The 21,320-nt window shown below is 48.2% G+C and carries 23 protein-coding genes; 17 read left to right on the top strand and 6 right to left on the bottom strand.

Annotated elements, in window-relative coordinates:
* Positions 1-145 precede the first annotated feature (145 nt).
* The 4 genes from Psfp_RS01695 to dnaA all read right to left on the bottom strand — a co-directional run bounded on the left by Psfp_RS01695 (position 146) and on the right by dnaA (position 4,280).
* Positions 146-394: an extracellular matrix/biofilm biosynthesis regulator RemA family protein gene (locus tag Psfp_RS01695; RefSeq protein ID WP_134216818.1), complete on the bottom strand. Its 249-nt coding sequence runs from the start codon at positions 392-394 to the stop codon at positions 146-148.
* Positions 395-421: 27 nt separating this feature from the next.
* A complete protein-coding gene (recF, locus tag Psfp_RS01690) occupies positions 422-1,522 on the bottom strand; it encodes a DNA replication/repair protein RecF (RefSeq protein ID WP_192895225.1) in 1,101 nt (366 codons plus the stop codon).
* An 87-nt stretch (positions 1,523-1,609) separates the two neighbouring features.
* Complete coding sequence (dnaN, locus tag Psfp_RS01685) at positions 1,610-2,716, bottom strand: DNA polymerase III subunit beta (protein ID WP_134216816.1); 1,107 nt, start codon at positions 2,714-2,716, stop codon at positions 1,610-1,612.
* Positions 2,717-2,939: 223 nt separating this feature from the next.
* The gene (gene dnaA, locus Psfp_RS01680) at positions 2,940-4,280 is read right to left on the bottom strand and encodes a chromosomal replication initiator protein DnaA (RefSeq protein ID WP_134216815.1); all 1,341 of its coding nucleotides are present in this window, start codon (positions 4,278-4,280) and stop codon (positions 2,940-2,942) included.
* 497 nt (positions 4,281-4,777) lie between these two features.
* Between dnaA and rpmH the strand changes: the two genes are divergently transcribed.
* The 11 genes from rpmH (at position 4,778) to Psfp_RS01625 (ending at position 13,795) form a co-directional block, all read left to right on the top strand.
* A complete protein-coding gene (gene rpmH, locus Psfp_RS01675; RefSeq protein ID WP_134216814.1) occupies positions 4,778-4,912 on the top strand; it encodes a 50S ribosomal protein L34 in 135 nt (44 codons plus the stop codon).
* A 96-nt stretch (positions 4,913-5,008) separates the two neighbouring features.
* Entirely contained in the window at positions 5,009-5,347 is a 339-nt protein-coding gene (gene rnpA / locus Psfp_RS01670; protein ID WP_134216813.1) for a ribonuclease P protein component, read from the top strand.
* Between the two features lie 5 nt (positions 5,348-5,352).
* Complete coding sequence (yidD, locus tag Psfp_RS01665) at positions 5,353-5,559, top strand: membrane protein insertion efficiency factor YidD (protein WP_205079440.1); 207 nt, start codon at positions 5,353-5,355, stop codon at positions 5,557-5,559.
* A 43-nt stretch (positions 5,560-5,602) separates the two neighbouring features.
* The gene (locus Psfp_RS01660; protein ID WP_134216811.1) at positions 5,603-6,271 is read left to right on the top strand and encodes a YidC/Oxa1 family membrane protein insertase; all 669 of its coding nucleotides are present in this window, start codon (positions 5,603-5,605) and stop codon (positions 6,269-6,271) included.
* Entirely contained in the window at positions 6,268-6,888 is a 621-nt protein-coding gene (gene jag / locus Psfp_RS01655) for an RNA-binding cell elongation regulator Jag/EloR (RefSeq protein ID WP_134216810.1), read from the top strand. The genes Psfp_RS01660 and jag overlap by 4 nt, the downstream gene beginning before the upstream one ends.
* Positions 6,889-6,954: 66 nt before the next feature.
* Positions 6,955-8,334, top strand: coding sequence for a tRNA uridine-5-carboxymethylaminomethyl(34) synthesis GTPase MnmE (gene mnmE, locus Psfp_RS01650; RefSeq protein ID WP_134216809.1), 1,380 nt, complete (start codon positions 6,955-6,957; stop codon positions 8,332-8,334).
* Positions 8,335-8,343: 9 nt separating this feature from the next.
* Complete coding sequence (gene mnmG, locus Psfp_RS01645; protein WP_134216808.1) at positions 8,344-10,224, top strand: tRNA uridine-5-carboxymethylaminomethyl(34) synthesis enzyme MnmG; 1,881 nt, start codon at positions 8,344-8,346, stop codon at positions 10,222-10,224.
* 10 nt (positions 10,225-10,234) lie between these two features.
* Positions 10,235-10,954, top strand: coding sequence for a 16S rRNA (guanine(527)-N(7))-methyltransferase RsmG (gene rsmG, locus Psfp_RS01640; RefSeq protein WP_134216807.1), 720 nt, complete (start codon positions 10,235-10,237; stop codon positions 10,952-10,954).
* A gap of 486 nt (positions 10,955-11,440) precedes the next feature.
* Positions 11,441-12,202, top strand: a complete 762-nt coding sequence (locus tag Psfp_RS01635) for an AAA family ATPase (RefSeq protein ID WP_134216832.1) — start codon at positions 11,441-11,443, stop codon at positions 12,200-12,202.
* Entirely contained in the window at positions 12,195-13,067 is an 873-nt protein-coding gene (locus Psfp_RS01630; RefSeq protein ID WP_134216806.1) for a ParB/RepB/Spo0J family partition protein, read from the top strand. The genes Psfp_RS01635 and Psfp_RS01630 overlap by 8 nt, the downstream gene beginning before the upstream one ends.
* Before the next feature lie 38 nt (positions 13,068-13,105).
* Positions 13,106-13,795, top strand: a complete 690-nt coding sequence (locus Psfp_RS01625; protein ID WP_134216805.1) for a DUF554 domain-containing protein — start codon at positions 13,106-13,108, stop codon at positions 13,793-13,795.
* Positions 13,796-14,110: 315 nt separating this feature from the next.
* On the opposite strand, the gene Psfp_RS01620 is transcribed toward Psfp_RS01625, so the two are convergent.
* Positions 14,111-15,304, bottom strand: a complete 1,194-nt coding sequence (locus tag Psfp_RS01620) for a LarC family nickel insertion protein (RefSeq protein WP_134216804.1) — start codon at positions 15,302-15,304, stop codon at positions 14,111-14,113.
* 354 nt (positions 15,305-15,658) lie between these two features.
* Between Psfp_RS01620 and Psfp_RS22425 the strand changes: the two genes are divergently transcribed.
* The 3 genes from Psfp_RS22425 to Psfp_RS01610 all read left to right on the top strand — a co-directional run bounded on the left by Psfp_RS22425 (position 15,659) and on the right by Psfp_RS01610 (position 16,721).
* The gene (locus Psfp_RS22425) at positions 15,659-15,784 is read left to right on the top strand and encodes a hypothetical protein (protein ID WP_282434314.1); all 126 of its coding nucleotides are present in this window, start codon (positions 15,659-15,661) and stop codon (positions 15,782-15,784) included.
* On the top strand, positions 15,781-16,419 hold the full coding sequence (locus tag Psfp_RS01615) for a phosphoribosyltransferase family protein (protein ID WP_134216803.1): 639 nt from the start codon (positions 15,781-15,783) through the stop codon (positions 16,417-16,419). The genes Psfp_RS22425 and Psfp_RS01615 overlap by 4 nt, the downstream gene beginning before the upstream one ends.
* A gap of 68 nt (positions 16,420-16,487) precedes the next feature.
* Positions 16,488-16,721, top strand: coding sequence for a YkuS family protein (locus Psfp_RS01610; RefSeq protein ID WP_134216802.1), 234 nt, complete (start codon positions 16,488-16,490; stop codon positions 16,719-16,721).
* A gap of 194 nt (positions 16,722-16,915) precedes the next feature.
* Here the strand turns inward: Psfp_RS01610 and yyaC are convergent, their stop codons facing one another.
* The gene (yyaC, locus tag Psfp_RS01605) at positions 16,916-17,518 is read right to left on the bottom strand and encodes a spore protease YyaC (protein WP_134216801.1); all 603 of its coding nucleotides are present in this window, start codon (positions 17,516-17,518) and stop codon (positions 16,916-16,918) included.
* Positions 17,519-17,705: 187 nt separating this feature from the next.
* Here yyaC and Psfp_RS01600 point away from each other — a divergent pair, with 187 nt between their 5' ends.
* The 3 genes from Psfp_RS01600 to Psfp_RS01590 all read left to right on the top strand — a co-directional run bounded on the left by Psfp_RS01600 (position 17,706) and on the right by Psfp_RS01590 (position 21,284).
* Complete coding sequence (locus Psfp_RS01600) at positions 17,706-18,815, top strand: hypothetical protein (RefSeq protein ID WP_243120418.1); 1,110 nt, start codon at positions 17,706-17,708, stop codon at positions 18,813-18,815.
* Between the two features lie 19 nt (positions 18,816-18,834).
* Positions 18,835-19,554: a CvpA family protein gene (locus Psfp_RS01595; protein WP_134216800.1), complete on the top strand. Its 720-nt coding sequence runs from the start codon at positions 18,835-18,837 to the stop codon at positions 19,552-19,554.
* 314 nt (positions 19,555-19,868) lie between these two features.
* Positions 19,869-21,284, top strand: coding sequence for an aminopeptidase (locus Psfp_RS01590; protein ID WP_134216799.1), 1,416 nt, complete (start codon positions 19,869-19,871; stop codon positions 21,282-21,284).
* The last annotated feature ends 36 nt before the right edge of the window (positions 21,285-21,320 follow it).

The raw sequence follows: 21,320 nt of genomic DNA, 5'->3' as shown, positions 1-21,320 counted from the left end.
CAGAAGATAAGAACAGCAATACGGGTGCGAATTCAATCATACTTGCGTTGCGAAGCAGTTCAAGGTTTTTCTGCCAGGCCTTATCCTGCGAATAAATTCGCACCCGCATTTGTAAGGCAACCAAGGACGTTATCCCCGGGGTGCTCTACTCACCCAGAAAAGCGTCGGATCTTTTACGTAAAGTAACGCAGGAAATAGGAGATATATAAATTTCCTTGTTTGTCACGATATATGCTTTATCTTTGTCGTTTTGCGATATCTTTTTTATAAAACCTTCATCTTTGGAAATCTCCAGAAACTCCCTGGTTGCAGGAGAAAGCTTTGTTCTGTAATCAAGAATTGCGATAATATCTTTCTTGGGGACAACCACGTCTCCTCCCAGATGTAAAAACATTTTTATTCCTCCTCGTAAAAGCAAAAATTATATGATGCTGCCGTGGCTTACTGTAAATGTCTTATGGTTCAATTCTTTTGAAAAACCTATATCCTCAGTTTTGGTGGTAGTAAGAAAGGTCTGTACCAAACTTCCGATTCTCTCAAAAATAGCCTGCCGCCGGTCATGATCCAACTCAAAAATGACATCGTCTAAAAGCAGAATCGGATACTCATCCAGTTCTTCTTTCCACAGGTCAATCTGGGCAATTTTAAGAGTTAGCACAATAGTCCGCTGCTGTCCCTGGGATCCATAAATTCTGGCGTCCCGTCCATTTATAAAAAAAATAAGGTCATCCCGGTGCGGACCCAACAGAGATTGCGCTCTGTCAATCTCCTCGGCCTGAAGGAGGTACATTTGTTGCTGCAATTTATTATAAATTTCTTCCTCGGAATTTAGCCCCTCCAACTTTACCGTTGACTTGTAACGAATATCAAAATTTTCGACTCCTGCGGCTAATTCACGGTACAGCGACCGCAGCAGCGGACTAAACTTTTTAAGGAGCTCCAGTCTGATAGATAAAATTTTGGCTCCATAACGGCACAGCTGTTCATCCCAAACCTGTAAGGAACTTTTTTCTTCTCTCTTCTGCCTGACTTCCCTTAAAAGATTGTTGCGTTGTACAAGCACACGTTGATACCTCGCCAGGTTATGAGCGTATTGCGGGTGAAAAGGACCTACCTCTAAATCTAAAAAACGCCGCCTCTCAAAAGGCGACCCTTTGACCAAAGCCAGATCATCCGCTGTAAAAAGTACCACACCCGGCCAACCCAAAGGGCTGCCGCGTTTTAACGACCCGTTTACTTCAATTTTTTTAAACCCTTGTTTAAGAAAAATATTAACCTGAAGCGAATGTTGCTCTGTTTGCAGCAGGGAGTGAATATAAGAGAAGTCGCTTTCCCAGTTAATAATTTCTTTTTCCTTGGCTGTACGAAAAGAATTTCCAATACATGCCATGTAAATAGATTCCAGTATATTGGTCTTACCCTGAGCATTTTGACCTGTCAGGATGTTTAGAAAAAGCCCTGGTTCAAGAACCTGTTTATGATAATTTCTAAAATTGTTCAACTCGAGCTGCTTTAAAAACAATGACCTAACAACTCCTAACGAAAAACAGGCTAGAACACGCTGATAAACCACCCCCGGAGAAAAAACAAATAAACAAGGGCCCCTCCACTATACCCCTCGTAAGCGAACCGGAAGCAGTAGTGAAAGATATTCTTGATCATCAACCGGTCTAAGTACTCCCGGACTGAGAGGACCGGTCAATTCCATGATTATTTCTTCCGAGCCCATGGCTTTCAAAACATCGCCAAGATAGCGGGCGTTAAATGCTACCTGAAACGGTTCTCCTTCCTGGAAAACCGGGATTTCCTCATGCACTCTGCCGGCTTCTGTATTAACAGAAATTATCAGTGTGTTTTGTTCAAGGCTCATTTTTACGATAGGAGAGCCATCCTTGGTCAGGAGGGAAGCCCTTTCCGTAGCTTCGGCCAATTCCTTGGTTTTAAGCCGTATCCTGGTAAGATGCTCCTGCGGGATTACCTGCTTGTAATTTGGAAACTGTCCGTCAATGAGACGGGAAATAAGACAGGTGTCATCAGCCTTAAAAAGAATCTGGTTTTCCGTAACTGTTATATTAACCACTTTCTCCGGCTCTATGACTTTTACCAACTCAGTTAAAGTTTTGCCTGGAATGATAATATTTATATCAATTTTTTCGCAATTCTCCAGAGGAAGCCTGCGCCAGGCGAGGCGGTAAGTATCTGTTGCTATCACTTGAAGGTAGCCGTCATGTAATTCAAACAGGACCCCGTTAAAAACTGGACGGTTCTCATTATTGGCAGCTGCAAAAACGACCTGCCTGACCAACCCTCTTAATACTTCCACCGGTAAATCGAAGGTCAAATCACCAGAGGGTATTGGAAAATCAGGAAATTCTTCGGCTGGATAGCCGTTGATACTTGTCTCTGATTGACCGTACTGAATGGTAACGCTGCCGGTGACTGCCTCGGCTCTTAGCAAAACTGGTACGTCGGGCAACCGCCGCACCAATTCGCTTATATACCTGGCGGGAAGTACGGCGGCTCCAGGTTCTATTACTTCTGCTGCAAAGGAGCAACGTATACCCATGTCGAGGTCTGTTGCGGTGAGAAAAATCTTATTATCAACAGCCTCAAATCTAATCCCTGACAGTATAGGTAGAGGGTTTCTGACTGATACGGCCCTTTGCACGATCTGAACAGCGTTTAGAAGCTGTTCTTTAGCGGCAACAACTCTCATGGTTTTTCTCCAGTTTTTTTTATTATTATATTATTTATTATTAGAGATCTTTTAGTAATAGTAGTAGTTAGGTGTGATTATGTGTATAAGTAGCTTTAGAGATTGGTTAAGCTAGAAAATGTACGTGTTGATTAGTTAAGGACAAAGACAAAATAATTTTGCGCCATAAATGGACCGCTTAAAAAAATCCACAACTGTAGCAACAAGTTATAAGAGCAGCCTGTTAGTTCTTTTTAATAAGCTCAATCAAATGTTTTATTTTATCCTGTAAATCAACGTTTTGATTTAGTTCGGTGTTGATTTTTTCACAGGCGTGGATGACGGTGGTATGGTCCCGGCCACCAAAAGCTTCTCCTATTTTGGGCAGAGATAAATCTGTCAACTCCCGTACCAGGTACATGGCTATCTGGCGGGGGAAGGCTACAAGCCTGGTCCTTTTCTTGGCCTTGAATTCATCAATGCGGATATTGTAATAGGAGGCCACTACTTCCTGGATCAGATCAATGGTTATCTGTTTGGGTTTTCTGGTAGGAAGCATGTCTTTAAGGACTTCCGAGGTTAAGTCAGCATTAATCTCTTCATGGTTAAGAGTGGCGTAAGCGATGACCCGGATCAGAGCTCCTTCCAGCTCCCGGATATTGGATTGAATATTGTCGGCGATAAAATAGATGCACTCATCAGGTATTGAAAGGTTTTCCTGTTGCGCCTTTTTTCTTAAGATAGCAATGCGAGTTTCTATATCGGGAGGTTGTATATCCGTAATCAGCCCCCACTCAAAACGGGAACGCAACCTGTCTTCCAGAGTGGGGATATCTTTTGGTGGCCGGTCGCTGGATATAATGATCTGCTTATTGGCTTCGTAGAGAGTGTTGAAAGTGTGGAAAAATTCCTCCTGGGTACTTTCCTTACCGGCCAGAAACTGAATATCGTCAACCAAAAGAATATCCATACTGCGGTATTTATTTCTGAATTCTACCGTTTTATCAAAGCGTATTGAATTAATCAGTTCGTTGGTGAATTGTTCGGAAGAGGCGTAAGAAACCTTTTTCTTATTGCTGTGTTCCAGGGTATACTGACCGATTGCGTGCATTAGGTGAGTTTTGCCGAGACCGACACCACCGTAAATAAATAAAGGATTGTAGGCCTTGGCCGGTAATTCCGCCACAGCCAGACAGGCGGCGTGGGCAAAGCGGTTGCTGTTTCCCACGACAAAGGAATCGAAGGTATACTTGGGGTTCAAGTGGGTCATGTTCAATTCTTCGTAATTATCTTTGTTTACTTTTTTATTTGGGCTTTGTGTATCTTCTACTTCACCTGATAAGACGAACTGGACCTCTATTTCTTGTTTTATAAGTCCTTGAAAAACGTTTTTTATCATTGGGGCATAGCGGTCACTCAGCCAACTTTTTGAAAAATGACTGGGAGCCTCGATAATCAGCCTGTTATTATAGCAACCAATTGGTTTGATTGATCTGAGCCAGGTATCAAAAGAGTGCTTGTTTAATTTCTTTTCTAAAATATGGAGGGTTTGTTCCCATACCTCAAGTAATTCATTTCTGGTCAACCTAACATACCCTCCCGAATGGTGTTGTTTCAACGTACTATGAAAATTAAACCTTTAAATTCCTCTCCTGGTCGAGAAGTGTTTTAAAGGTCGTTAAGAGAAATCAACAAATTAATCCACAATATTGTACACAGGGTGTGCAAAACCTGTGTGTGGACATTTTCAATGTTAAAATCATATCAAATTTTTTTAGAGTTATCAACAGGCTTTTTCCAGTAGAGAGGTAATAGGGCGGGGCGGGGATGCTCCTTGACGTTGAAAATTGGTTATTATATAATTGGTAGTGTGTGTCAATAGGACGGACTTTAATTTCCTTAAATGTATAAGAATTACTTTTCTATGTATTGCTTTTTTACAGGTAGAATAATTATATCAAATTTATTCAATATATAGAATTAATATATTCTATATCTACAAAATTTGATTTCTTGTGTATTACCTGTTTTAAAAGAGGTCTGCATCCTGTATAATAAGGTTTTTCGAAGGAGGGGTGTTTTTTGAAGCGTACCTATCAGCCTAAATGCCGCAAACATAAAAAAGTCCACGGGTTTTTAAGCCGGATGGCCAGTCGTGCGGGTCGTAATGTAATTAAAAGAAGGAGAATTAAAGGTAGAAAGAGGTTAACCGCGTGAGGCCGCTTCATCACAGCGGCCTCTCTAACTGTATAACGTGATAGGAGTATTGGATAAGCTATTTTTTGCAGGCAGGAAAATGATCTTGGGGAAGAAATGAGCAGTCTTACCAAAATTAAAAAAAACGGTGATTTTAGAAAAATATATAACAGCCGCAAGTCGGTTGCAGACCGCAATATGGTGTTGTATTTTTTGTCTAATAATAGAGAAGATTGTCGATTTGGTTTTACTGTCAGCAAGAAAGTTGGTAACGCGGTTACAAGGAATAGGGTCAGACGCCTGTTTGGAGAGGTATGCCGTTTAAATAAGGAAAAGTTTCCTAATGGATACGACTTTATTTTGCTGGCCCGCCGCGAAATAGTTGGGCTTAATTTTTACCAAATCGAGGAAGGTTTATTGAAGCTTTTAAAAAAAATCAAGATAAACAGGGGTTGAACCCTTTGCGAGTAGTAGTATTATTATTAATCAGGTTTTACCAGGCGGTTATTTCACCTTTAAAGCCGCCTTCCTGCCGGTTTTATCCCACGTGCTCCCATTATGCCCTGCAGGCCGTAGAGAGATACGGACCGTTTAAAGGTTCATGGATGGCCTTAAAAAGAATTTTAAAGTGTCATCCATGGCACCCTGGAGGATATGATCCGGTTTAAAATCAATTGGGAACCGCAGGGCTTATAAGGAGGCAGATTTTATTTGGAGATTTTTAATGCCATTGTAGATGGGATGACCTGGTTATTAAACTGGTTGTACCAGCTGACGGGCAGCGTTGGGGTGCCGAATTACGGGATAGCTATCATTTTGCTTACCGTTATTATCAAAATGGCTCTCTATCCGCTTACCAACAAACAGATGAAATCTATGCTGGCCATGCAGCAGTTGCAGCCAAAGGTCAAGGAAATACAGGAAAAGTGGAAAAATAAAGACCAACAAAAAATGCAGCAGATGATCATGGAATTGTATAAGCAGAACAATGTCAACCCAGCTGCCGGTTGTTTGCCGCTTCTGGTTCAGATGCCTATTTTGTTTGCGCTGTACAGGTCTCTATTTAATTTTCCATATCTCAACGAAGCTCATGCCAGTTTCATCTGGGTGCAAAATTTGAGCGCCAGAGACCCTTATTTTATTCTACCGGTTCTGGCAGGTGTTACTACCTTCTTCCAGTCCAAAATGACAACTACAACAAACGATCCTACCCAGCGTATGATGCTCTATACCATGCCTGTCTTTATTGCCTGGATTTCCGGCACCGTTCCGGCCGGGCTCGCGCTTTATTGGGTAGTATTTAACATAGTCGGCATTATCCAACAGTTTTTTATCAATAAGCAGATGCTGGTAGTAAAAAAGGAGGCCGAGAACAGTTGAAGGCAGTCGAAAAAACTGGTAAGACGGTGGATGATGCCGTAAGCCAAGCCTTAATAGATTTAGGCGCTTCCAGGGAAGAAGTGGAAGTAACCGTTCTCGACGAGCCGTCTAAAGGTATCTTTGGTATTTTCGGGGCTAAAATGGCCAGGGTTATGGTTAGTTTAAAAAACGGACCGTCCCAAAAGGCCACCAACCTTCTAAAAAATATATTTAGAGCCATGCAGATTCAGGTGGGCATAAAGGCAAATGAAAAGGACCATGAAATTCAAATTAACCTGGAAGGGGACGACCTCGGCATCCTCATCGGCAGGCGGGGTGAGACACTGGATTCCCTTCAGTATCTGGTAAATCTCTCGGTTAATAAGAACCAGGAAGTCAGAAAAAAAATCATTATAGATATTGAGGGATATCGCAGAAGGCGGGAAGAGACGCTCCAGAAACTAGCATTGAAGCTTGCGGACAAAGCCAAGCAACGGGGCAGAAACGTAGTGCTGGAACCGATGAGTTCACAAGAAAGACGTATCATCCATACCGTCTTGCAGGGAAGGGATGATATTTACACCTTCAGCGAGGGAGAAGAACCCTTACGCAAAATTATTATAGCCCCAAAAAAATAACACCTTAAAACCCAGCAGGCCTTAGCCCGCTGGGTTTATAAATAGTGTGCCGGGAAGGTGCAATCGATGTACGAGGATACCATTGCAGCTATTGCTACGCCACTTGGTGAGGGCGGGATCGGTATTGTACGGGTAAGCGGCCCAGAAGCAGTAGAGATAGCCAAACTTATTTTCCGGGCCAAAAATAAAAATTGGACTGCTGCCGGAAGCCACCACCTTTTTTACGGACATATTGTTGACCGTGAAGGCGTGGTCGTTGATGAGGCTTTACTGAGCTATATGCAGGCGCCGTATACCTATACACGGGAAGACATCGTAGAAATTAACTGTCATGGCGGAATAGTACCATTGCGCCGGGTTCTGGAGTTGGTATTGGGTTGCGGAGCACGCCTGGCCGAGCCGGGTGAATTCAGCAAGAGGGCTTTTTTAAACGGCAGGCTGGATTTGGCTCAAGCCGAATCGGTCATTGATATCATCCGCGCCAGGACTGACGCAGGCTTAAAGCTGGCTGTGTCCCAGCTAAGAGGGGAACTTTCCAGGCACATTTTTTCTCTGCAGCACAAGCTGCTGGGTTTGTTGGCGCAGCTGGAGGCTGTTGTTGACTTTCCGGAAGAGGGACTGGAAGAATCGGCTGCCGCTGAAATCATGGTAATTAGTAAGGATCTCCTGTCAGAAATTGAGCAATTGATAAAAGGAGCTGAAACCGGCAAGATCTACCGGGAAGGTATCAGCACGGTTATTATTGGCAGGCCTAACGTAGGGAAGTCTTCCCTCTTAAACGCCATGCTGCGGGAGGACCGGGCCATTGTCACGGAAATTCCCGGTACAACCAGGGATATTATTGAAGAGATACTAAATATCCGGGGGATTCCATTAAAAATAATTGATACCGCCGGGCTGCGGGAAACGGAAGATGAAGTTGAAAAAATTGGGGTGGCAAGGACCAGGGATAGTATAGGCCGGGCCGACCTGATCCTGCTGGTGCTGGATGCCGCCAGGGGCTTGGCGGGCGGAGACAGGTCGATTATTGAGAGCATCGGAGAAAAAAAATCAATTATCCTGTTAAACAAGGTTGATGTTGCAGAAATAAAAATTGAGCAGGGTGAAGTTGAGAGCCTTGCTCCGGGAAGTCCGGTGCTTTGGATTTCAGCTGAACAGGGGACCGGTCTTTCAGAGCTGGAAGATACGATCGTTGACATGGTTTTGGGCGGCCGGGCGCCCTCTTCTGACACGGTACTGGTGGCAAGTTTGAGGCACAAGCAAGCTCTGGAAAAAGCAGCCTCGCATCTGGCAGAGGCTATTAACGGTATACACGGAAAACTGCCGCTTGACATGGTGTCAATTGATTTGAGATCTGCCTGGGAGAATTTAGGGGAAATAACCGGGTCAACTTCAACGGAAGATTTGCTGGATCGAATATTTGCAGACTTTTGCATTGGTAAGTGAGGTGAGGAAATGGAGTACAACGCGGGCAGGTACGATGTAATTGTGGTAGGAGCCGGCCACGCAGGGTGTGAGGCCGGTTTGGCTGCCGCGAGAATGAACTGTCGCACCCTGGTGCTGACACTTAACCTGGACTATGTGGCGCTGATGCCGTGCAACCCGGCTGTGGGTGGACCGGCCAAAGGCCACCTGGTGCGGGAAGTGGATGCCCTGGGTGGCCAAATGGGTCTGAACACCGATTACACCTCGATCCAGATGAGGCTATTAAATACCGGCAAAGGCCCCGCTGTCCACGCTCTTAGAGCGCAGGCGGACAAAAGTCTGTATCAGGGAAGGATGAAAGAAACCCTGGAAAGCCAGGCGTGCCTTGATTTAAAACAGGCTATGGTGGAAAGACTTGTTATCGAAAAGGGAAAAATTAGCGGTGTGGTGACCAGCACCGGGGCGCGGTTTACAGCGACGGCAGTGGTGATTACCACCGGCACCTACCTTAAAGGCCGGATCGTGATCGGGGACCTGTCCTATCCGGGCGGACCGAATGGACAGTTTCCGTCGGTAGGTTTATCAGATAGCTTGACTGATCTTGGTCTGAAATTGGGTCGTTTCAAAACCGGCACTCCGGCCAGGGTCAACCGGCACTCAATAGATTTTAGCCGCATGACTGTCCAACCTGGTGACGATAAGCTGCATAACTTTTCTTTTATTTCGGATGTCACCGGGAGGGAGCAGATACCATGCTGGCTCACCTATACCAATGAAGAAACCCACCGGATTATCCGCGACAACCTGTACCGCGCACCGCTCTATACGGGGGCCATTCAAAGTCAGGGTCCGCGTTACTGCCCTTCTATCGAGACGAAAGTAGTGCGTTTTGCGGACAAGCCGGCCCACCAGGTATTCATTGAGCCGGAAGGTAAGAATACGGCTGAGATGTACGTACAGGGCATGTCCACCAGCCTGCCGGAGGACGTCCAGTTGGCCATGCTGCGTACCCTCCCTGGTTTGGAAAGAGTTGAGGTAATGCGGCCGGGCTATGCGATAGAATATGATTACGTGGCGCCCACCCAACTGAAGCTGACCCTGGAAACCAAAACCATACCAGGTCTCTTCACGGCGGGACAAATCAACGGCACCTCCGGCTACGAGGAGGCGGCGGCGCAGGGCATTGTGGCGGGAATCAACGCAGCCCTTTACGTTAAAGGACGGGAACCGTTCATTCTAACACGTTCAGAAGCTTATACCGGGGTCATGATCGATGACCTGGTGACCAAGGATATTGATGAACCCTACCGGATGCTTACTTCCAGAGCCGAATACAGGCTACTCTTGCGGCAGGACAACGCCGACCTCAGGTTGACGGAAAAAGGTTACCAGGTAGGGTTGGTCTCACCGGAAAGGTACCGGAGTTTCGAGAGCAAGCAAAAACTAATAGAAATAGAGAAAAACAGGTTGGAAAAAACTATCGTGCCGGTTACGGAAGAGGTGAAAGGGATTCTGGAACAGCTTGGGAGCGCTCCCCTTCCCCAGCAGGGAGCATCGCTGGCAGGCCTGATCCGGCGGCCGGAAATCACCTACGAGCAGCTTCTTCTTCTGCCTTTGGAAAATCCCGGACTGCCTGAAGATGTACGGGAGCAGGTGGAAATTCAGGTAAAGTACGATGGTTATATAAAAAAACAGCAGGCTCAGGTTGAGCGGTTCCGGCGGCTGGAGGATAAAAAAATTCCCGGTGACCTGGATTATCAGATGGTCCGCGGACTGTCTTTGGAAGCCAGAGAAAAACTTGAGACGATCAGGCCCGCGTCGATCGGACAGGCCGGCCGGATCGCCGCTGTAACTCCGGCTGACGTATCCGTGCTGATGATTTACCTGGAGCAGATACGGCGTCTCAAGTAAGGTGGTAAATGTGGGAGAAATAACGGCTGTGCTGAACGCCGCAGCAGGCGATTTGGATCTGGAGCTTACAGGCGGACAGCTCGAACAATTTGAAAAATTCTACGCGTTGCTGGTTGAGGTTAATAAAAGTTTCAACCTCACCGCCATCACTGATGAACGGGAGGTTGCCATTAAGCACTTTCTCGATTCATTGACCTGTCAGGCCACAGTTCGTCTTAATAACGGCCTAAGGATTGTGGACATTGGGACGGGCGCAGGTTTTCCCGGTATTCCCCTGAAGATATACCGTCCGGGTATTATTCTGACTCTGGTAGAATCGCTGGAAAAGAGAGTTAAATTTTTAAAAGACGTGGTTGAGGCTCTGGGTCTTAGTGAAACCAGGGTTATACATGCCCGCGCTGAAGATTTTTGCAGGGACGGGGAGCACAGGGAACAGTATGATCTGGTTGTAGCCAGGGCTGTCGCCTGCCTGCCCGTACTGGCCGAGTACTGTCTGCCGGCCGTAAAAGTGGGCGGTTTATTTGTAGCAATGAAGGGTCCCAAAGTGGAGGATGAGACAAAAGCCGCAAAAAACGCACTGTCAATCCTGGAAGGAGCGCTGGAGAATGTGATTAAATTGAGGCTGCCGCTGTTGGGAGACGAAAGGAACCTGGTCATGGTAAGAAAAATTAGCTCTTCACCCGCCAAGTACCCCCGCCGCGCCGGCATGCCGCAAAAAAAACCGCTGTAGCTTGTGGCTTAAGCAGGTTACATTGGTTGTACAAAATAACTTTTTTATTCTAAAGAATTAGTAAGGTTAAATATGCCGTAGGGCGTAAGGCATAGGGCGTTAAAAAGTTGCTGGTAAACAAAATTTGATAACTCATTGCTTAGACAACATGTCGCTAATGTGCACGACTGTTGAAGATAAAAAACAGCGATGTGGGTGCGATTTTAATCGCACCCGGCGCGTAAGCGCCGAACCTGTATGGCGTTAAGGTAACATTGTGCGAATAAATTAACAACCAGCTCTCTGAAGCAAACCCAAAACGTTATTTTTTGGCGACGACAGGTCACTTGATAAGTAAAAAAATTCTTAACAAACATTTTCCGGGCGCTAAAAAAGCCCGGAAAATTCATTTTGGCTGGGGTAGCAGGAACTGGTACGGCGGATGTTGAATAATTACGACCGGAACCGCCGGATAATAACCGGCTTTCCATGCGGGGGGTGGGTACCATAGGCAAGTTAATAGCTATCGCCAACCAAAAAGGCGGGGTTGCCAAGACCACTACGGCTGTAAACCTGAGCGCGTGGCTGTCACTGATGGGACAAAAGGTGCTGCTGGTCGATATAGACCCGCAGGGCAACGCCAGCACTGGAGTTGGGGTGGACAAACAAGAAATAGAGCTTTGCATTTATGATGTCCTGATCAACGGTGTGCCCGCCCGTGAGGTGATTGTGCCCTGCGCCGTCAAAAAACTGTACCTGATCCCCGCCACTATTGAACTGGCCGGCGCCGAAGTTGAATTGGTCGGCGTGGCGGATAGGGAAAAAATATTAAAGAAAGCGCTTGGGGAAATAAAAGAGGATTACGATTATATATTTATTGACTGTCCTCCCTCTCTGGGAATGCTGACTTTAAACGCGCTGACCGCCGCCGATTCCGTACTCATTCCGATCCAATGTGAATATTATGCTCTGGAAGGACTGGGCCAGTTGATGAACACCATCCAAATGGTGCAGCAGCAGCTTAACCCCGACCTGGTCTTGGAGGGAGTGCTGTTAACCATGTTTGACGGCAGGACCAATCTTGCCATTCAGGTGGTTGACGAAATAAAAAAACACTTCCGGGAAAAGGTATACAGGTCCATCGTCCCGAGAAATGTAAGGCTCAGTGAAGCGCCCAGTCACGGCAAGCCCGTAATGGTTTACGACCGGCGTTCGCGGGGCTCGGAGGCCTACCAGGAGCTGGCAAAGGAAGTGATGGGGATTGAGTAAGCGCAGGGGTTTGGGTAAGGGCTTGCAGGCTCTGTTTCCCAGCGCCGATCAGGCAGCCGCCGGCGCCACAGAACAGCTCAAAGAAATTGATATTGACAAGATCAGGACGGCGTCCCGGCAGCCCAGGCAGTTGTTTGATCCGGAAAAATTGGCTGAACTGGCGGAATCGATCAGAGAACTGGGTGTTATCCAGCCGGTGGTGGTGCGACCCGAAGCAGGTGGCGGCTACGAATTAATTGCCGGCGAAAGGCGTTGGCGAGCCTGCAAAAGTCTGGGATACAAGACGATTCCGGCTGTGGTCAAGGATTACCGCGACCTGGAGGCTACTGCAGTATCTTTAATTGAAAATATACAAAGAGAGGATCTGAACCCATTAGAAGAAGCTCTGGCCTATCACCAACTGATGGAGGATTTTCAGTTGACCCAGGAGGAGGTCTCGGGAAGGGTTGGTAAAAGCAGGCCTTTCGTTGCCAACATGGTCAGGCTGTTGGGACTGCCCGACGAGGTTAAGGAAATGCTTGCCGCAGGGCAGCTTAGCGCCGGGCATGCCAGAGCTTTGTTAGCCATAGAAGATGCCAAAAAGCAGGCTGCCGCAGCCGGAAAAATTGTCAGGCAGCAGCTTAACGTCCGCCAGACTGAGAATTTAGCGAAGGCGCTTATGGCAGAGAAAGCTGCCGGCGAAAAAAAGAAGCGGTATAAAGCAATGCTGTTGGCGTCAGCCGAGGAAGAATTGCAAAAATTTTTAAAGACTCCGGTCAAAGTTCGAGCAACCCGAAACGGCAGGGGTAAGCTCGAAATTACTTATGGAGATCCGGTCGAACTGAACAGGCTTGTGGAACTCATCACCGGGCGGAAAAAGACGTGAATGTTTCACGTGAAACATTTTGAGGGGCTGGTTATACAGTGGGTACAATTGTCAATGCAGTTTCCATTATCCTGGGCTCTGTCCTGGGTCTTTTGTTTAAAAAGGGGATCCCGGAGCGATACGGGCGTACCATTATGCAGGGCCTAGGGTTGGCCGTACTCCTTGTTGGTGTCAGTATGTCGCTGCAGACCAAACAGGTCCTGGTGGTTGTCCTGAGCCTGGTGCTGGGGGCCGTGACCGGCGAATTTTTGAATATCGAAGGCGGTTTGGCCCGCTTGGGCAAATGGTTGGAAGCGAAGGTTGGCGGATCTACAGGCGACGTCGGCCGGGCCTTTGTCACCGCCAGCCTGATTTTTTGTGTGGGGGCCATGGCTATTATGGGCTCGATCGAAGACGGTCTAAATCACAATCCCCGCATCCTCTTCATTAAGTCGGCTTTAGACGGCGTTTCATCGGTTGTTTTTGCCTCGACCATGGGGCTGGGGGTGGCCTTTTCAGCTATACCTGTGCTTCTGTATCAGGGTTCCATTACCCTTCTGGCCTGGACTGTGAAGGACTACCTGGGACCGGCTGTGATTTCGGAGATGACTGCCACGGGAGGGCTTTTAATTCTGGGCATAGCTTTTAATATGCTAAACATAACCGAGATCAAAGTCGGCAACCTGCTGCCGGCGATATTTTACGCAATTCCCCTGGCCATACTAATACCCAGAATTATACCAGCGTGATTGGACGTGAGACGTGAGATTTAATACTTGAAACAGTGTTGATACTAGCGCCGATATAGACCCAAAGGGTATTATTTCTGACCCCAAAGGAATACAGCATATTCCCACGTCTCACGTCCCACGACCCACGTCCCATAGTTAGGTCGTAGGTTGCAAGTCGTAGGGCGTAGGCTAATCCAGTATTACTATCGGGACAATAAAAAAACCATGAAGATTTATATGATACCCGCTCCACAAGTTTTACGCCTTACGCCTTACGACGCAACAATTAATGTTCAACAGAATGATTTTAGAATGCAACGTGCAATCCATATGCTATCTAGAATTTTGTTTGCTTTTATTTATATATTCGTGGGCTGCCCGCTGGGCGGCGGCGTATACTTTTTTAATGGGAACTGCATGCTGCAGGGCTAATTTTTTGCAGTCTTCAAATTCAGGAGCGTATTGTACCGGCGCGCCTCCTTCAGCGAGGCATCCTGCTTTTACAGCAACCTCTCCGTATAGGGTACTTGTCATAAAGAAGTACCTGTGCAGGATTCTCCTCTCATCGTCCCGCACGCGGACGCCAAGCGTTGTTGTTTCATTAAATATAATACTAAGAACATCCTCAAGCCTTGACCGGTTGCACAAGGCTGTTAGCAGGTGGGCCGGACGGCTCTTTTTCATGTAAATGGGGATCAAAAAAGCATCCACGGCGCCGCCGGCAAGGAGACGATCGACCAGGAATGGGAAAAACTCGGGGTTCATATCGTCAATTGCTGTTTCAACTACCGTAATCGTTTCCGATTGGCCGAGCGGGGTTTCACCATCTCTTCCCGTACCGTACAGGATCCGCACCCGGGGGTTGTCCTGCCGGTCTTCACCTGAGGCGCCATAACCGGTTTCAGACAGCGTCATTTCCGGTAACAGTCCGAATTCATCCGCCCGGCAGGTCAGCAGCGCCACCCCCAGTGGAGTTATGGGGACGTCCGTCCCTCCGTATTGCTTGACTGCCGCTCCCCTGGCCAGTTCCATGAGGAGGGGCGCCAAGTTATGGGTGGAAAGTTGAGAGCCAACCGGCAAGGGAGACGCATTTATTCTCTCAATCCCTAACTGCTCTAAGGCCGTGAAAAAACCGGTGGCTATAATTATCATTCTCAGTATTTCCGCTTCCGGCATGACGACCTCCGCGACAGGTAAATTGAAAACTTTGGACTGAGCCAGAATAAATTTGTCGAATAAAGAATGTAACCTGTCTTCCAGTTCACCGCCAATAAAAACCTTGTTGCTAATTCTTTTGAGCATGCCAGCAACCGGTACGGGTTCTTGCCCGGCTTCCACCTTCAGGACAGTGGCCGTGGCAGTAGCGCCGTTTATGTTTCTCTTACGAAAGGTCAGTTGAAAAGGAATAGTCACAATGCTTTTAATTTTTTCCACCAGCAACTCCGGCTTTGCTCCCAGTTCAACCAGCGCTCCCAGGAGCGCGCTGCCGCTGAGTCCGGCCGAGCAATCTATATAAATGGCTTTCAATACAGATCCCTCCCATTAACTATTAACAATTTTAACGCTTCGATAGTAATTTATTAAAAATTTTTTTTTGGCTGTAAAACTGTTAGCGAGTATATTATGATGTAACCTGTTAACGATAGTGTATAATGATTTATCAATTGTGGCACTAGTTTAGTCAAAAATCCTGACCAGTGGGCCTTTAAGCAGGAACAGCAGTGCTTTTTTTTTATACACAGAGCGCTTCAAAAAAAGTAGGTGCGAAATCATTCGCACAAAAGTTACTTTAGATCCCAAGTTCGGCGCTGACGCGCCGTGTGCGATTAAAATGGCACCTACATCGGCTGGTATTTTCATGATACGTGGCGCCGCGGCGGTATGCACAACTACAATGAAAACATGCAGAGCGCTTCCACTGTCGTGTATAACAAGTGGATGTGTTTGGGAATTATTGAGAACATAAGGCTGGTTGTAACAGCAGGTTTAAAAGGTGGTGCGACATGATTTTTCGTAACAGGGCCGAAGCTGGAAGGCAACTGGCGGAAAAACTTGCTGGTTTTATTGAAAGGGACGCGCTAGTGCTGGCTGTACCCCGGGGCGGGGTGGTTATAGCCGCTGAAATTGTCAGGATGCTGAATCTCAATATTGACCTGATTATACCCCGCAAAATAGGGGCGCCCCATAATCCCGAGGTTGCCATAGGCGCTGTCACCCAGGACGGAACCACTCTCTTTGAGCCACGCCTGATTGAATTGCTGGGAATAAGCCGGGGGGAACTGGAAGACAGGGTCGCCTATGAACTGGAAGAGATCCGGCGTCGTATGACGCTTTACGGCGCCGGACGAAACATAGGGAAAAGCGGGGGTCGCCAGTTGATAGTGGTTGACGACGGTGTCGCAACCGGCTACACCATGCAGGCCGCCCTGCGTTCCGCCAGAAGTTATGGGCCAAAAGAACTGGTTTTGGCCATTCCGGTAGCTCCTCGGGATACGTTGGAACTGTTGGAAAAAGAGGTCGACCGGACGGTCTGCCTGATGGTTCCCGAGGATTTCTACGCTGTTGGGCAGTTCTATGAGAATTTTGAACAAACTGAAGATGAGGAGGTCATGGAAATAATGCGAAGATTTTCAGATCTTTAAATCCGGCTGAAGAATAAAAAACACCTCTTTAGCAGAACACTAACTGTTGTACAGGGAGGTGATTCAAGCTGAAAAGGATAATTGCTGTAGAAGACGGGCTGTCCAATATTAAAAATGCATTGGAGCGAGTGGGTTACAAGGTGGTCAGTCCTGACACCGGCGGCAAAATTGACGCCACCATCGTGACAGGTATGGACGATAACATGATGGGGATGCAGGATATTAAAGAAAGGTCCATAGTGTTGGAAGCGGCAGGAAAAACTGAGGACCAGATTATAGACGAGCTAAGAAATAGGCTTTAGCAAAGGGCGTGGCGCTTTAATGTTTCTGCTTCTTGGCTTGATTTGTACAGCGCGGGCTCTCTTTTAGAAATGAAGAGAATATCAACACCCGGGGGGTATGCTTCCCGGGTGTTTGATTGCCGAAAACCTTTTGTCATGCAATTAGAGCATTCCCCACATACGGAATAAATCTCTAAATAAACATACGCGCAGGTTTATACTTCCCCTGCGTATTGCTGCTCAAACTCGCGGATAGCCTTGATGAGTCCGCCCACAATGGTGTCAGCCAGTCGCATCACCAGGTTGAGCCGGGTGTTCTGCAGGATCATGTATTCCATATAGCCGCCAACATTGACAATGCCGGTAATATGGATTTGTCCCACCGGGGGGAGGTCTTTGTTTACACCTGCTCCAGGCAGTAGAGAGCCGTCGCCAAGGTGAATGCAGCCAACGCTTTCGAGCCGTCCGAGGCAGGCGTCAACTGCGATAATAAAAGGATTTTGATAGAGGTTGTTGATGTGTTCCAGGGTCTCTTTGAGGTTGCTGGCGTGTACCGGTTGGTCCAGGGTGCCGTAAACAGCAAAGAAATCTTGCTGCATTAAATCAATTTTTGAGCCAACCAGTGGTCCCAGACAGTCCCCGGTAGACCGGTCGGTGCCGATACACAGCAACATCTTGGCAGTATCTCCGGTTACCCCGTATCTCTGCATGCGCTTAACCAGGTCACTTGCAATTTTGCTGACGGCCACCGGATCTTCTATAGTTATTTTAGTCTTTTCAGATAAAACCACAGTACCAGGATTGCCAGTAGTGGTCATGCGCCTTCCCCCCAACGCGACACAAGCAATTTTTCTCCAATAATATATTTATTGCCAAAGTGGAGGAGGGATATTCTTCAATCTGTTAAATAATTTTTATGGTCAGCTCCTGTCCTTCCCGGCATAGTATTGCATCAGGCGGCTTTCGTTGGTATCCGGGAGCGGCCCAAAGGGGGCTCTAATCAGCTTGAAGGGACAGGTGTGGCTGCTGGCCAAGGTTGTCACCGCTTACATCGGGGCTGTAATCGGGGCGGGATTTGCCTCCGGGCAGGAAATAATGCAGTTTTTTATCCTGCACGGAGCAAGCGGGCTGAAAGGTGTAGCTCTGGCAACCGCACTGTTTGCGTATCTAGGCGGCTATGTTATGTTTCTCTGTACCTCGTTGAAATCAACCGGCTATAAGGAAATTCTCACTCTGCTGCTGGGTTCGCGGGTTGGAAAGGTTATAGATATATTAAATCTATGCATGCTTCTCGCTGGACTTAGTGTGATGCTATCCGGCAGCGCGGCTGTTTTCGGCGAGCAGTTTGGCCTGCCTGCCAGAGCCGGGGTCCTGGTGGTGGCCACCCTGACCGCAATGGTTATCCTGGGGGGGCTGGATGGAGTGTTGACGGCGAATGTGTTCATGGTTCCCTTAAAATTTTTGGCGGTTTCTCTTATATCGCTCGCTGCTCTGCGCCTGGGTGGAGGGCCGGTAAACCTGGAGCCGGTTGTACCGGCGGCGGCCGGGGTGGCCGGGCACTGGGCTGTGGCGGGCTTGCTCTATGTATCCTATAACATGGTGGTGCCGCTGGCAGTCCTTTCCTCACTGGGCAGGATGGTTCCTCGCAAAATTGGAGTGGCCGGGGGGGTATTGGGTGGCCTGCTGCTGGGAGCCGCGGTCTGCCTGGTTACCTTGGCCGGACTGCGGCACTTTCCGGAGGCGTCCACTTACCAAATTCCGCTGCTTTACCTGGCCGGGCGCCTGGGTTACGGCTTTCAACTGGCTCTGGGCCTTCTGATCTGGTTGGCTATCCTCACCACTGCTATCGCCCAGGCCCACGGCTTTGCCAGCAGGTTGGCCGGAGGAGCGTTGAAGCCTTACCGCATCTTTGGTGTTGGAGCCTGCCTGCTGGCCTTGCCTCTATCCGGGTTCAGCTTCGCTGCGCTGGTCAGGTTACTCTACCCTCTCTTTGGTTGTGTCGGGCTGGCGTTGCTGTTAGCTTTGCTGGCGGCGCCGTTTGCTAAATTTTTCCGGAGACCGGAAAAAATGCTTCACATTATTAAAAGATTCAATATAATTAATAGGAAAATATGATTAGACAGGGAGACTTGAGATGAACTGGCTGGATTGGTTAATCGTTGTGATTGTATCCTTTTCAGCTTTCCAGGGTTTGCGCCGTGGTCTATTGGCAAGTTTGGCAGGACTGGCCGGCACCCTGGTTGGCCTGTTTGTCGCCTACACCTATCACCGTCCCCTTGCGGATTACCTTATCATAAACTGGAATGTGGAAGAAAAGATTAAGCCTCTGATCATGCAGTTGTTTAAAATTTGGATGCCTTCCCAGAGCCCTGTTCCCGGCGCCGCTCAGCCGGGCAAGCTTATATCCGCAGGGAGCGCGGCTCCAAGTCAACTGTCTGATATCGGTGATTACCTGGCCGGAAGCTTTGCCTCCGTGGCGCTGGACGCCCTATGCTTTTTAGCTCTTCTGCTGGCCACCACCTGGGCTATTAACCTGGCTGGGATAGTTTTGACCAAGGTGGCTCAATTCAGTCTGCTGGGAGCGCCGAACCATCTCGGTGGTCTTTTGTTCGGAACCGTCCGGGGGTTGGCCGTTGTAGTCATCTTGTTGGCTCTGCTTACACCCTTTCAGAGCGCCACTTCTTTTCCTGACAGCCAGCACGGGACGCCCGGCGCTACCCAGCGCCGCAGCGGCGCCTTTGAGGACTCCATGCTGCTGCCATATTTTGAACCTCTGTTTAGCGCAATCGGACGATCGCTGCCCACCGGCGCCACCGTGCTCCGTAAAGAACCGGGGGAACTCAAAGAAAACTAATATATTCCATCACGTTTAAGGGGTATAATAGAAGTACATGCCGCCAATGTCCATAACAAAAACATCAAACATCTATTGATGCGAACACAAGTTCTGTGATAAAATGGTAACGGTTAGCAGGTAAACTATATATAACTGAGTGAGAATATAAGTGAAAGGGAAAAGGGTTTCTCAGCAGTTACATCCAATGAATGTAAGCGGCGAGGATATTAGCTTACGAAGTGGAATCCTTTTGCAACTGCCTCCTGTTTAGTCGGCAGGAGCGAAATCCAAACAAAGGCCTTTGTTTGGATTTTAGAAACCAGGCCTAAACAATGCATGTCGATAAGGAGTACTCTGCTCAAACACTTGCTTACAGCAGGCGCAATGTCTGGGACAGGATGTCTAATCAGGAAAAAGCTACGACCATGGGCTTTTGTGAAGACTATAAGAGATACTTAAACGATTGTAAAACAGAAAGAGAAGCGGTTGATGTAACTGTTGCTCAACTGCGGGGCGCCGGTTTTCTACCCCTGGGTGGGAGTGTCCGGTTAAAGGCAGGGGACAAAATATTTGCAGTCAACCGCCAAAAGGCTCTCATCGCTGCAGTCATTGGCAGCAAACCACTGGAGTACGGGCTGAACCTGGTGGGGGCGCATGTAGACAGCCCGCGACTGGATCTCAAGCCACAACCTCTGTTTGAAGAAGAAGGTTTGGCCCTCTTGAAAACCCATTATTATGGTGGAATTAAAAAGTACCAGTGGCTGTCGCTCCCCCTGGCCCTGCACGGGGTGGTCGTCAAGGGCGACGGTAACGCCGTTCCTGTGGTAATAGGAGAGGCGCCAGGAGACCCGGTTTTCACTATTACAGATCTGTTGCCTCACCTGGCCAAGGACCAGATGGAGAAAAAAATGATTGACGCCGTACCCGGTGAAAGCTTGAATGTCCTGGCCGCAGGCATGCCGCTGGGCGGGGTTGATCTGAAGGAACGTTTTAAATTATATGTCCTCGAATACCTCCATCGCATATACGGGATTAACGAAGAGGATCTGATCAGCGCTGAACTCGAACTCGTCCCGGCCTGGTCTGCCAGGGACACCGGTTTGGACCGGAGTTTCGTCGCCGCTTACGGTCAAGACGACCGTGTTTGCGCTTACACTGCTCTGAGGGCTATAATTGATACACCCAACCCTATACGGACATCCATGCTGCTGCTGGCCGATAAGGAAGAAATAGGCTCTCTCGGCAACACCGGGATGAATTCGGCTTTTTTCGAGCATACGGTTGCGGAAATCGTCTCACGCTGCACGCCATCTTACAGCGATCTCCTTGTAAGGCGGGTACTTGCTAACTCCTTTGCCCTTTCAGCCGATGTAAATGTAGGTTTGGATCCCAATTTCGGGGATGTAGTTGAGAAAATGAACACTGCCCGCTTGGGCTGTGGTGTGGTCTTAACCAAATATACAGGAAGCCGCGGCAAATCTTCTTCCTCCGACGCTCATGCTGAAGTGGTGGCCACGATCAGGAGGTTGTTTAACAGCGCCGCAGTAACCTGGCAGACTGGAGAACTTGGTAAGGTAGACCAGGGCGGGGGCGGGACTATCGCCCACTTCCTGGCAGAGCACGGCATGGATGTCCTTGATTGCGGGGTGCCCCTGCTGGGTATGCATTCTCCCCTTGAGGTGGCCAGCAAGGCGGATATCTACATGGCCTACCAGGGCTACCGGGCTTTTCTGGCTGTCTTACAATGACAAGCTTCAAGACCATCCGCTTGTGAGGAGGTCGAC

It is taken from the genome of Pelotomaculum sp. FP (assembly GCF_004369245.1).
In the GTDB taxonomy this organism is placed as follows: Bacteria; Bacillota; Desulfotomaculia; order Desulfotomaculales; family Pelotomaculaceae; genus Pelotomaculum_C; species Pelotomaculum_C schinkii.
The sequence above is the reverse complement of the archived record's forward strand: the minus strand, read 5'-3'. Positions and strand labels throughout refer to the sequence as shown.